The organism is Coriobacteriia bacterium, assembly GCA_013334745.1.
In the GTDB taxonomy this organism is placed as follows: domain Bacteria; phylum Actinomycetota; class Coriobacteriia; order Anaerosomatales; family JAAXUF01; genus JAAXWY01.
In genome coordinates this window covers 1-11,827 of record JAAXWY010000060.1, presented here as the reverse complement: position 1 = coordinate 11,827, position 11,827 = coordinate 1, and the positions used below count along the sequence as shown (strand labels likewise).

Genomic DNA, 11,827 nt, shown 5'->3' with positions numbered 1-11,827 from the left:
CTCGCTGCAGCGGCGGCGCAGGCCGCGCCCGCAGACGGGAGCGCGTCGTGAGCGCCAACTTCCTCGAGACCGTCATGGCGCGCCGCCGCGAGCGCATCCTCGCCGAGTACGGCGGGCTGACGCCGGCGGACCGCGAGCGACTCGCGTGCTGCGCCCGCCCGCCGCGCGACTTCATCGCCGCGCTCACCAACCGCAGCGACGTCGCCGTCATCGCCGAGGTCAAGAAGGCGTCGCCCAGCGCCGGCCCCATCGCGCCTGACTGCGAGGCGAGCAAGCAGGCTCTGCACTATCAGGACGGCGGCGCGGCATGCATCAGCGTGCTCACGGAGCCCGAGTTCTTCGGCGGCAGCTTCACCGACCTTTCGGATGTGGCTGACGCGGTCGACGTACCGGTGCTGTGCAAGGACTTCATCGTCGACCCCGTGCAGCTGTTCGTCGCCCGCGGCCACGGCGCCGATGCGGTGCTGCTCACGGTCAGCGTGCTCGGCCACATGACACGCGACTTCGCCCACACCGCCGAGACTCTCGGTCTCACGCCGCTCGTCGAGGTCGCCAGTGCCGATGAGATCCCTATCGCGCTCGGTGTCCGCTCGGGCCTCATCGCGGTCAACAGCCGCAACCTGCGCACGCTCGAGGTCGACCCCGAGGGCGCGCGGGCACTGATCGGCGAGTTGGGTAGGTATGAAGTCACGCGCGTCGCCGCCAGCGGCGTGAAGACCCGCGCTGACGTCGTGGCAGCGGCCGCAGCGGGCGCAGACGCCGTTCTTGTCGGCGAGACGCTTATGCGGTCCGCATATCCGGAGGACGTACTGGAAAGGTTGACGGGCGTCGCGAAGAGCCCGTGAGCGATAGATGTGGTTGAGGCCTGCTCGTGAACGCTTGTGACCGTACTGAACCGCACTGAAAGGAGCACCACAATGCCGTCAGATAAGACCCGATTCGGACTCGACGAACTGCACATCCCGGAGGCCTGGTACAACATCATCCCGGACCTCAAGACCCCGCCGGCGCCGCCCAAGGTCGTCACGCCTGATGGTGTCGAGCTTGCGCCGGAGCAGATCGGCGAAGTCATGATGAAGCTCTTCCCGATGGAGGTCCTCAAGCAGGAGTCCTCGGCCGATCGCTGGATCGATATCCCCGGCGCCGTCATCGACGTCTACAAGGAGTATCGTCCGTCGCCGCTGCTGCGCGCACGTCAGCTGGAGAAGGACCTGAACCTGCCGGCCGGCGTTCGCATCTACTACAAGTACGAGGGCGTCAGCCCCGCCGGCTCGCACAAGCCCAATACCGCCATCCCGCAGGCCTACTACAACAAGGCCGAGGGCATCACGAAGATCTCGACCGAGACCGGAGCCGGCCAGTGGGGCAGCGCGATGTCGATCGCCGGTGCGCTCTACGGCATCGACGTCGAGGTGTTCATGGTCGGCGTCAGCTACGACCAGAAGCCGTATCGCCGCATCCTCATGGAGACCTACGGCGGTACCGTCCACAAGTCGCCGAGTAACCTCACCGACGCCGGCCGCCATGTGCTCGCGATGGATCCCAACTCCACCGGTTCGCTCGGCATCGCGATCTCGGAGGCCTGCGAGGTCGCGCTCAAGAACGACGACACGCACTACGCGCTCGGCTCGGTGCTCAACCACGTGTGCCTGCACCAGACGATCATCGGCCTTGAGGCGATCCAGCAGATGGAGCTTGCCGAGGACGAGCCCGACGTCGTCATCGCGTGTGTCGGCGGCGGTTCGAACTTCGCCGGCCTCGCGTTCCCGTACTACCACCGCAAGCTCGAGGGCAAGAGCAACGCGCGCCTGCTCGCTGTCGAGCCCAAGGCGTGCCCGACGCTGACCGCCGGCGAGTACAAGTACGACCTCGGCGATGAGGCCGGCATGACGCCGCAGATGCTCATGTACACGCTCGGCCACGACTTCATGCCGCCCGGCATCCACGCCGGCGGCCTGCGCTACCACGGCGATTCGCCGCTGGTCAGCCAGCTCGTGCACGAGGGCGAAGCCGACGCCATCGCCGTCGACCAGACCGCCTGCTTCGAGGCCGCCGTGCAGTTCGCGCGCGCCGAGGGCATCCTGCCGGCCCCTGAGTCCAGCCACGCCATCCGCGCGGCCATCGACCAGGCGCTGGAGGCTGCTGCCGCCGGCGAAGACCGCTGCATCCTGTTCAACCTGTCGGGCCACGGCCACTTCGATCTCGCTGCCTACGCCGCCTACAACGCCGGCGAACTGCAGGACTTCGACTTCGCCTCCGGCGCGACCCTGCACGAGTAACGCCGTCGACACGAGTCACCCGCGCTCCCGAGGCGGGGTCCGGTCACCATCCCCCGGACCCCGCACTCGGGCGCGAGAGAGAGACAGGCAATGGAGAGCACGCGCATCAAGATATGTGGGCTGACCAACAGCGAGGACGCTGTCGCTGCGGTAGCGGCCGGAGCAGATGCCGTAGGCGTCGTCTTTGCGCCGTCGCCCAGGCAGGTCAGCATCGAACAGGCGGCAGACGTGCTCGAGAATGTGCCGCCGTTCGTGCTGCGGGTCGGGGTCTTTTCGGATGCGTCGATCGAGGAGATCACGGCTGCCGTCGCTGTCTGCAAACTCGATGCGGTGCAACTGTGCGGGAGCGAGTCACCGGCATTTTGCGACAGCGTTCCGTCGGCCACCTTCAAGGTGTTGCACGTTGGCACGGATTTCGGTTTCCAGAGTGCGGAGCCCTACCGGGACCATGCCGACGCCCTCCTTCTCGACACATTCGTGACCGACAAAACGGGCGGCACCTCGCAAACATTCGACTGGCAAACAATCGGCGATATTCCCGGCTGGGCTCCTTTGTTTGTCGCAGGGGGACTTACGCCTGACAATGTGGGGGAGTGCATCGCCGCGCTTCGCCCCTTCGCCGTGGACGTATCGTCCGGCGTGGAGGCATCGCCGGGGGTCAAAGATCACGCTCGCATGGCGGCCTTCTGCGCTGCCGTGCGCGCTGCCGATGCGGAGGCACAGGCATGAGCGACATGTTCCCTTCAGCCGAGAACGTCTACTCGGGACCGGACGCCGCAGGCTTCTTCGGGGCCTACGGAGGGCGCTTCGTCCCCGAGACGGTCATCCCGGCGCTCGAGGAACTCACCGAGGCATTCGAAGCCGCGCTCGAGGATTCGGAGTTCACCGGGGAGCTCGAAGACCTGCGTCACGACTACATCGGCCGTCACACGCCGATGTATCGTGCGAAGCGCCTCGCCGAGGCGGTCGGTCTGGGCGCGGTGTACCTCAAGCGCGAGGACCTCTGCCATACCGGCGCGCACAAGATTAACAACACCATCGGCCAGTGCCTGCTCGCCAAGCGGATGGGCAAGAAGCGCGTCATCGCCGAGACGGGCGCGGGTCAACACGGTGTGGCGACAGCCACCGCAGCCACGCTCATGGGCCTCGAATGCGCCGTGTTCATGGGCGTCGAGGACATCCGCCGCCAGTCACTCAACGTCTACAAGATGAAGTTGCTCGGCGCCGAGGTCATTCCGGTCGCTGAGGGCACGGGCACGCTCGCTGACGCGGTCACCGCGGCGTTGCGGCACTGGGTTGAGCGTGTCGACGACACGTTCTACGTGCTCGGCAGCGCGGTCGGACCTCACCCGTACCCGCTCATGGTGCGCGAGTTCCAGAGTGTGATCGGGCTCGAGATCATCGACCAGTGCGGTGCGCGCGGAGTCGACAGGCTCGATGCCGTCGTCGCCTGCGTGGGCGGCGGCTCCAATGCGATCGGCACCTTCTACCCGTTCGTGCTCGGAGCAAGCGTGAACGGCAGCGGCGTTCTGGGCAGACCACTGCTTGTGGGCGCTGAGGCGGCCGGTCTGGGTGTCGACACCGACAAGACCGGCGCGTCGATGACAAAGGGCTCGCCCGGCGTCATGCACGGCTTCTACAGCTACCTACTCCAGGACGACGCCGGTAACCCGCTCGAGGCGTACAGCATCAGCGCCGGGCTCGACTACCCCGGTGTCGGTCCTGAGCACGCGCACTTCAAGGACGAGGGACTTGTGCGCTACGAGCCGGTCACCGATGCCGAGGCACTCGCCGCATTCGAGCAGCTCACGCGCACCGAAGGCATCATCCCGGCGATCGAATCCTCGCATGCGCTCGCGCTGCTTCCGCGACTCGCCGCAGAGCTCGGCCCCGACGCGGTTGTGGTCGTGACGCTCTCGGGTCGTGGCGACAAGGACATCGACATCGTGCGTGAGGCGGGTCTCGGCGTTGACTAGCCGGCTCCAGGCGGCGTTCTCGGCGGAGCGGGCCTCGCTCGTCGCGTACGTCATGGGCGGCTACCCCACGCGCGAGGGCTCGCTTGCGGCGCTGCACGCGCTCGCCGATGCGGGCGCCGACGTCATCGAGCTCGGCATCCCGTACTCCGACCCGCTCGCCGACGGCCCGGTCATCCGTGAAGCCGCCGATGAAGCTCGCGCAGCGGCCGGCGAGGCAGGTTTCGGTCTCGCCGAGACCATCGATCTGGCGCGTGAGTTCGCTGAGCAGCGCGCAGCCATGCCGACAGGCTCGCCCACGCCACCGTTCGTGCTGATGGGCTACCTCAACCCGCTCATGCGCATGGGGCTTCCCAAGGCGGCGGCCGCGATGCGCGAGGCCGATGTCGCCGGCGTCATCGTGCCCGACCTGCCCCCGGACATGGCCGGCCCATGGCTCGCGGCGTCAGCGGGGATCGACACCGTCTTCCTCGCGGCCCCGACCTCCACACCCGAGCGCCTCGCGAAGGTCGGCACGATGTCGGGCGGGTTCGTCTACTGCGTCTCGAGTCTCGGCGTCACCGGTGAGCGGGCCGAACTGCCGCCCGAGCTCGCGGATCTCGTCGCGCGCGTGAAAGCGTCGACCGAGCTGCCGGTCGCGGTTGGCTTCGGCGTGTCGACCGCAGCGCAGGCCGCAGCCGTCGCGGCTGTCGCGGACGGCGTCGTCGTTGGCAGTGCCATCGTCCGTCGCCAGCGCGATGCCGATGAGCTGCGCGCATTCGTGGCTGAGCTCGCCGAATCGGTCCGCTCGGCGCGGTAGCCGTCCGTCTGCCGGTCGCGAAGGCGAAAGGCGGCGTCTCGCGAGCGCAGACGCCCGAAATCCGCCGTTCAGCCGCTCTGAATGACCATTCATCGCCATCCACCGCCCTTCCTGCACTCCCTGTCATCGCCGAGATTCAGCGCAGCCCATTCGGGATACACACTCCTCAGGGGATCTTGATTGCGTTGGGTTCGGGCGGCGACGCCCGAGCGAGGAAAGGGAGTCCGCTCATGAGTGGATCGAAGCTTGTCCATGCGCTGCGTTCTCGCGCGGGAAGGGCGCTGTGTCTCGCACTCGCACTCGCGCTGATCGTGCCCGCGTCCGCAGCGGCCGTATCCGGGTTCATCTACTACTCCGTCACCTACGTCGCCGGGCCCGGCGGTTCCATCACCGGGAGCACCCCGCAGTCGGTGTTGGCGGGCTTGAATGCGACTCCCGTCACGGCGACAGCCTCGCCCGGTTATCACTTCGTCCGCTGGAGCGACCTGTCGACCAACGCCAGCCGACAAGAGACAAACATCAACCACGACGCAACGTACAGGGCGTTCTTCGGCGCCGACGAGCCGGTCGAGATCACCGCGGCGTACGGGTCGTTCGACGCAACGACCATCGCGTCTTACAAGATCAACGGCTCGGCCGCACTCGGCGGCGGCGGTGTTCGCCTCACGCCGTCGTTGGGCGATCAGGCGGGAAGCATGTTCTGGAAGCAGAAGGTCTCGCTGCGCGACAGCGGCTCGTTTGCGACGGCGTTCACGTTCCGAATCGACGACGCCGACTCGTTCGAGGGCGGAGCCGATGGCTTCACGTTCTGCATCCAGCCGGGAACGAACTCCGCGTTCAGCGTCGGCAGCGGTCTGGGTTATGGCGACATACCTGACTCGCTCGCAGTTGAGTTCGACACATTCGCCAACGGTGCGGTGGGTGATCCCGACGGCAATCACGTGGGTATCGACCTCAACGGTTCCGTCACGTCGACCGTCACTGCTGTTCCGTCCTTCATCTTGCAGGGCGGCGACACCGGCTATGCATGGATCGAGTACGACGGCGACAGCGACATGCTCTACGTGCGCGTTTCGAACTCAGATATACGTCCCAGCGCGCCGCTGCTCAGCAAGTCGGTCGATCTGTACGGGTGCTATGGCCCTGACGTGTTCCTCGGGTTCACCGCGTCGACAGGCGGGTCCCGCGAGAGCCACGACATTCTGCAGTGGTACTTCACCAATCGCTTCGTCAACGGCGGCCTGGACCCGGTTGCAAACGAGTACGTGATGGGTCCGGCTACGATCGACGTCACGGCGACTCCGGCCACGATCGCTCGTGGCGGCACGTCGACCATCAACCTGGCCGCGTACGACGAGAACGGCGCCCCCGCCGACGACGCGACGCTCACGCTGTCGCTGCCCGACGGCGGGTCCCTCGACGATTCTGTGGTCAAGACCGACGCCAATGGCCTGGCATCCGCAACGTTCACCGCGCCGAGCAGCGGCACGTCGGCGACCGTTCGTGCCACTGCCGAGACGGGTCTGTTCGGCGAGACCGACGTCGCGCTCACCGATTACGAGCTGCCCGTCGTGCGGTTGTGGGGCCCCAATCGTGCCTACATCGCAGCGCAAGCCGCCGAGACTCGCTTCGGCGATGATCTCGAGTGGGCCGAGAGGATCATCCTCGTCAACGGTGAGTACCCGCACACATCCGATGCAATCGTCGCGGCCGGTCTCGGCGGTGCACTCAAGGCGCCAGTGCTTTACACGTACGGCGGCACCTTGCCGCTTGCCACGCGCGACATGCTCGAGCGGATCGGCGGTCGGCGCATGGGGTCCGCTCGCAAGCCGGCCACGAAGTACGAACCCACCGTCTATCTTGTAGGCGGAACCAGCGCGCTCCCTGACTCGGTCAAGGCCAAGGTCGAGACGATCATGGGCGACGCCGTATTCAAGCGCGCCGGCGGCGCGACTCGGTGGGAAACGGCCGCCTCGGTCGCACGCATGATCAAGACCGAGACCGGAGCGAACCCGGCGCGTGTCCTGCTCGCCAATGGACGCGGCTACTCCGGGTTCTACGATGCTGCGACCCTCGCCCCGATCGCGGGTGCGAAGGGGTATCCGATCCTGTATACGGGATGGGCCTACGTGCCTGACTCGACCACGGATGCGATTCGCGACATCGGCAAGCCGGTAGCGATCGTCGCCGGCGGTAAGTTGGCCGTATCGTCACAGGCGCTCGAGGCGATCGACGTCGCGAATGGCAACCACTCGACCTCGCGTTGGAGCGGCGGGATGGCGGGCGACACCGCCTACGCGGTCGCCAACAAGGCGAAGTCAGTCGGCTGGCTGTCAGGGAAGGGCGTCAGCGTAACCGGTCGGCCTGCGGATGCTGCAGCCGGCGCCGGGGCGCTCGGCGGGGCCGACGGCGCGCCGCTGCTGTATACGAGCACGCACACGCTCTCGGCAAACACCCGCGCCTGGATCGTGCGCAACCGTCCGCAGCGCTGTTACATCCTGGGCGATGGAAGTGGCGTCAGCACGGGCGTACGCGCCAAGCTGCTGCCCCTGTTCGTGTTCAAGTAGGAACCGTAGTCAAGCCAGCGGCCCCGCACCCGGCAGTCTCGCTGCGGGGTGCGGGGCCGCACTGTGTTCTACGGCAGAAGTGCTGCGAACGGTGCGGGCAGCAGGGTCGCCTCGACTGAGGCGCTGGGCGTGAGCGATCCGGTCGGCTCGAGGCTCGGATCCACGACGGGCGGGATCACGGGGACTTCGGGCGTCACCGGCGGCGTCACGGGCTTGGGGGTGGGCTTGCGAGCGCTTCTCGGCTTGTCCTTGATGCGCTTGTAGCGCCATGCGGTCGATCCGCGGTGCAACTTCTGCACGTGGCGGAGCGCCGGCTTACCCCACGAGGACTCCTCGTAAGAGACGTAGGTGCGCTTCTTCTTGTTCTTCCAGCCACCGAAGATTTCGACGTGGCCGGGCCGACGGATCATGTCGCCGGGCTTGAGCTTGGAGGTCTTGATGCGCTTTGCCTGCGAGCGGATCGATGAGGACGTGTAGGAGCGCTTGAGCTTCCACGACATCGAGACGAAGCCTGAGCAATCGCGCCGATAGCCGCCGTACTTGCGGCTCTGGCTGTACATGACGCGCTTGCTGACCCATCGGTTCGCACGCTTGAGGACCGTCTTGCGGTCGATTGCATGGGCGGGGGCGACTGAGGCCCCAAACAGAATCGCCATCGCGAGGGGGATGGCGAGGAGGGCGCGTCCCATGTGGGACGGCATCTGGGCAACACGACTGCTTACCTTCACACGGTGCCTTTCTCTGGGCTGCATTACGCGTCAAGGGCCGTACCGCGGCAGAGCGGTCGGTGCCTCGATGCGTGCCGTTCCGCCCGTGGTACGTGTTGCGCGTTCTGGCTGCAGATGGGCGGCGGCCGAGGGAAAGAATAGCGATTCCGGTGCCACTTGGGAAGTTTCCGCAGGTAAGAGACGGGTAAGGTCGAGATGCGATGCTAGCCCCTGAGCACGCGATTCGCCGTCAGAGAGGGGGTGACGTACAATTGAATATTGAGTTGTACGTCAGGAGGTTTCGGATGAAGACGAAGCTCACGCTTCGCATGGACGATGCGTTGATCGATTCGGCCAAGCGATATGCAGAGGACAGGGGCACATCGCTTTCGCGCATGGTCGCGGACTACTTCACGGCGTTGGCCAATCCGCGTCCCTTCGAAGAGGGCGAGCTCGGCCCTCACACACGCGCTTTGCTCGGTGCTCTCAAGGACAGTGGGCTGAACGAGAGCGACTACCGGCGGTATCTGGAGGAGAAGTACCTGTGAGGGTGCTCTTCGACACGAACGTCGTGCTCGATGTGGTGCTGCAGCGGCCGCTGCATTTCCGCGACTCGGCCGCGACGTTCAGCCGCGCAGAGGAGGGGCTGATCACCGGGGTACTCGGCGCCACGTCGGTCACGACCGTCCACTACTTCTGTACGCGTGCGCTCGGCCCCACTCGCGCCATCTCCGTGCTCGAGGACTTGTTCGCGATCTTCGAGGTAGCGCGTGTCGACGGACACACCCTGCGCAAAGCGCTCACCGGTGGGCTTGCCGACTACGAGGACGCTGTCTTGCACGAAGCCGCGCTTGAAGCGGGCGCCGAAGCCATCGTCACGCGCGACGCGGCCGGGTTCGCTGCAGCTCGTATTCCGGTGTTCTCGCCTGAGACGCTTCTGGCGGCTATCGCCACCATCGAGAAAGGCCAGTCATGACCGCCTTCCGCACGTGGTACGACGCGCTCGTCAAGCCGTCATGGACGCCCGCACCCGAGACGATCGGCACCATCTGGACGATCATCTACCCGCTGATCGCGGTAGCGGTGGTCGGGACGGTCGCCAAGGTGCTCAAGGGCGACCTGCCACGCATCGTGCTCGTGCCGCTCGTGGTCAACGTCGTCGCCAACATCGCGTTCACGCCCATCCAGTTCGGGCTGCGAAACCTGCCGCTGGCCTCGGCGGATATCCTCATCATCCTGGCGACAATCGTGTGGTGGATGGTGCTCGTGTGGAAGCCGGGTTCGCAATGGATCGCGGCTCCGCTGGCGCCCTACCTCGTGTGGGTGTCGCTCGCCACGGTGCTCCAGTTGTCGATAACCTTCGCGAATCGGGGCTGAGCCGCTCGGCTTCTCGGGTAGACTCGCCCTTAAGCGCCGTTACAGCGAATCGGAGCCACCGCATGCGTGTTGCGCTCGCACAGATCAACGTCACCGTAGGCGACCTGCAGGGCAACCTGCGCCGCATCGTCGAGGCCGCCCAGTCGGCCAGTTCGGCCGGCGCCGGCATCACGCTCTTTCCCGAGCTGGCGCTGACCGGCTATCCGCCCGAGGACCTCGTCTACAAGGATCACTTCATCGAGGACCAGCTCATCGCCCTTGAGCATGTCGCAGCGGCGTGTGGGACCGCCGCGCTCGTCGGCTTCATCGATCGAGAGGACGACAGGCTCTACAACGCGGTCGCGCTGTGCGGCAACGGACGCGTGCTGCAGACGTACTACAAGCGGCGCCTGCCCAACTACGGCGTCTTCGACGAGCAGCGTTACTTCACGCCGGGCACGCTGCCGGGCGTCTTCGAACTGGGCGGGACGATGCTCGCAAGCACTATCTGCGAGGACATCTGGGTGCCCGAACTCGCAGCCGAGGCGGCGACGGAAGGCGCGAGCGTGCTGTTCAACATCTCGGCGTCGCCGTTTCACGCGGGCAAGGCCGCCGAGCGCGAGGCGATGCTGTGTGCTCGCGCACGAGACAACAACCTGTGGCTCGCGTACTGCAACCTCGTGGGCGGGCAGGACGAGCTCGTCTTCGACGGCCGCAGCGTCATCATCTCGCCGCTCGGTGAGGTCATCGCCCGCGGCGAGGCGTTCGCCGAGGACCTCGTGATCGCCGACCTCGTACCCGGTGCCAAGCTCGGCGCCTCGGGCTACATCGCGCAGGAGCGCGGGCCGGTCGAGGAGATATACGGCGCGATCGTCACGGGTCTGCGCGACTACGTGCACAAGAACGACTTCACCGACGTCGTGCTGGGGCTGTCCGGCGGCATCGACTCGGCGCTTACAGCGACCGTCGCCGTCGACGCGCTGGGTGCCGAGCACGTGCACGGCGTCATGATGCCGAGCCGCTACTCATCGGCGGGAAGCATCGACGACTCGGTTGAGCTGGCCGCAAACCTCGGCATCGAGGTGCGTGAGCTGTCTGTCGAAGGTCCGTTCGAGGCGTTCCTCGAGACGCTGGCGCCCGCGTTCGAGGGTCGCGAGCCCGACATCGCCGAGGAGAACCTGCAGGCCCGCGTGCGCGGCACGCTGCTCATGGGGCTCTCGAACAAGTTCGGCTGGCTGACGCTCGCCACAGGCAACAAGAGCGAGCTCTCGGTGGGCTACTCGACGCTCTACGGCGACATGGTGGGCGGCTTCGCGCCGCTCAAGGACGTCTTCAAGACGCGCGTATACGAGCTTGCGCGCTGGCGCAACGCGGCGACGCCCGATCCGCTCATCCCCGCGGCGATCATCGACAAGGCGCCCAGCGCCGAGCTTCGCCCCGACCAGAAGGACGCCGATTCGCTGCCGCCGTACCCGGTGCTGGATGCGATCCTCACGCACTACGTCGAGAAGGACGACAGCCGAGACTCCATCGTCGCGATGGGTTTCCCCGCCGAGATGGTCGATCGCGTCATCAGCCTCACCGATACCGCCGAGTACAAGCGCCGACAAGGGCCCCTCGGCGTCAAGATCACTCCGAAGGCGTTCGGCAAGGACCGCCGCATGCCGGTCACGAACAGGTTTGGCGGGTAGCGCGCGCATGAACGGCGTCACCGTCACCTTCGTCGACCACGACTGGGACCGCTACCGTGAGATCGCGCACCTGTGCTCGGCGGTGCTCTACGAGCCGTTCGGGCTTGCGTGGGAGCACGACCTCGCCGACGCGCCGTGGCTCACCCCCGAGCCGGGCTCCGTCATCGCCGTAGCGCTGACCCCCAGCGGCGAGCTCGTCGGCACCGCCCGTCTGCTGCCGTCGGCAGGCGACACCGAGCGCCAGGTGCGCCAAGTCGCCGTCGCGGACACCGTGCGCGGTGCGGGCGTGGGCCGTGCGCTCATGGTCGCGCTCGAGGTGCGTGCGCAGGACCAGGGCGCGGTCGAGCTGTGGCTCAACGCTCGGGATAGCGCGTACGGCTTCTACGCGGCGCTCGGCTACGAGCTGCTCGGCGAGGAGTTCGTGAGCGAGCTCACCGGCATCCCGCACCGCCTCG

Annotated in this window: 12 protein-coding genes; 11 read left to right on the top strand and 1 reads right to left on the bottom strand. The window is 66.7% G+C overall.

The features are described 5' to 3' along the window. Window positions 1-74: 74 nt before the first annotated feature. The 6 genes from HGB10_11180 to HGB10_11155 all read left to right on the top strand — a co-directional run bounded on the left by HGB10_11180 (window position 75) and on the right by HGB10_11155 (window position 7,618). Window positions 75-845, top strand: a complete 771-nt coding sequence (locus tag HGB10_11180; protein ID NTU72363.1) for an indole-3-glycerol-phosphate synthase — start codon at window positions 75-77, stop codon at window positions 843-845. A 72-nt stretch (window positions 846-917) separates the two neighbouring features. Then, a complete protein-coding gene (locus HGB10_11175) occupies window positions 918-2,279 on the top strand; it encodes a TrpB-like pyridoxal phosphate-dependent enzyme (protein ID NTU72362.1) in 1,362 nt (453 codons plus the stop codon). Window positions 2,280-2,369: 90 nt separating this feature from the next. Further along, on the top strand, window positions 2,370-3,008 hold the full coding sequence (locus HGB10_11170; protein ID NTU72361.1) for a phosphoribosylanthranilate isomerase: 639 nt from the start codon (window positions 2,370-2,372) through the stop codon (window positions 3,006-3,008). 5 nt (window positions 3,009-3,013) lie between these two features. Further along, window positions 3,014-4,255: a tryptophan synthase subunit beta gene (trpB, locus tag HGB10_11165; GenBank protein NTU72360.1), complete on the top strand. Its 1,242-nt coding sequence runs from the start codon at window positions 3,014-3,016 to the stop codon at window positions 4,253-4,255. After that, on the top strand, window positions 4,248-5,051 hold the full coding sequence (locus HGB10_11160) for a tryptophan synthase subunit alpha (GenBank protein ID NTU72359.1): 804 nt from the start codon (window positions 4,248-4,250) through the stop codon (window positions 5,049-5,051). Before trpB ends, HGB10_11160 begins: the two co-directional genes overlap by 8 nt. Window positions 5,052-5,281: 230 nt before the next feature. Beyond that, a complete protein-coding gene (locus HGB10_11155) occupies window positions 5,282-7,618 on the top strand; it encodes a hypothetical protein (GenBank protein ID NTU72358.1) in 2,337 nt (778 codons plus the stop codon). A 68-nt stretch (window positions 7,619-7,686) separates the two neighbouring features. On the opposite strand, the gene HGB10_11150 is transcribed toward HGB10_11155, so the two are convergent. Further along, a complete protein-coding gene (locus HGB10_11150) occupies window positions 7,687-8,307 on the bottom strand; it encodes a hypothetical protein (GenBank protein NTU72357.1) in 621 nt (206 codons plus the stop codon). A 323-nt stretch (window positions 8,308-8,630) separates the two neighbouring features. Between HGB10_11150 and HGB10_11145 the strand changes: the two genes are divergently transcribed. From HGB10_11145 to HGB10_11125, 5 genes are all read left to right on the top strand, one after another. Beyond that, the gene (locus HGB10_11145) at window positions 8,631-8,873 is read left to right on the top strand and encodes an antitoxin (protein ID NTU72356.1); all 243 of its coding nucleotides are present in this window, start codon (window positions 8,631-8,633) and stop codon (window positions 8,871-8,873) included. Next, window positions 8,870-9,301, top strand: coding sequence for a PIN domain-containing protein (locus HGB10_11140; protein ID NTU72355.1), 432 nt, complete (start codon window positions 8,870-8,872; stop codon window positions 9,299-9,301). The genes HGB10_11145 and HGB10_11140 overlap by 4 nt, the downstream gene beginning before the upstream one ends. Continuing rightward, on the top strand, window positions 9,298-9,702 hold the full coding sequence (locus HGB10_11135; GenBank protein ID NTU72354.1) for a tryptophan-rich sensory protein: 405 nt from the start codon (window positions 9,298-9,300) through the stop codon (window positions 9,700-9,702). Before HGB10_11140 ends, HGB10_11135 begins: the two co-directional genes overlap by 4 nt. A 62-nt stretch (window positions 9,703-9,764) precedes the next feature. Beyond that, complete coding sequence (locus HGB10_11130) at window positions 9,765-11,372, top strand: NAD+ synthase (GenBank protein NTU72353.1); 1,608 nt, start codon at window positions 9,765-9,767, stop codon at window positions 11,370-11,372. Window positions 11,373-11,379: 7 nt separating this feature from the next. After that, the coding region (locus HGB10_11125; protein NTU72352.1) for a GNAT family N-acetyltransferase at window positions 11,380-11,827 on the top strand (448 nt) is incomplete at its 3' end.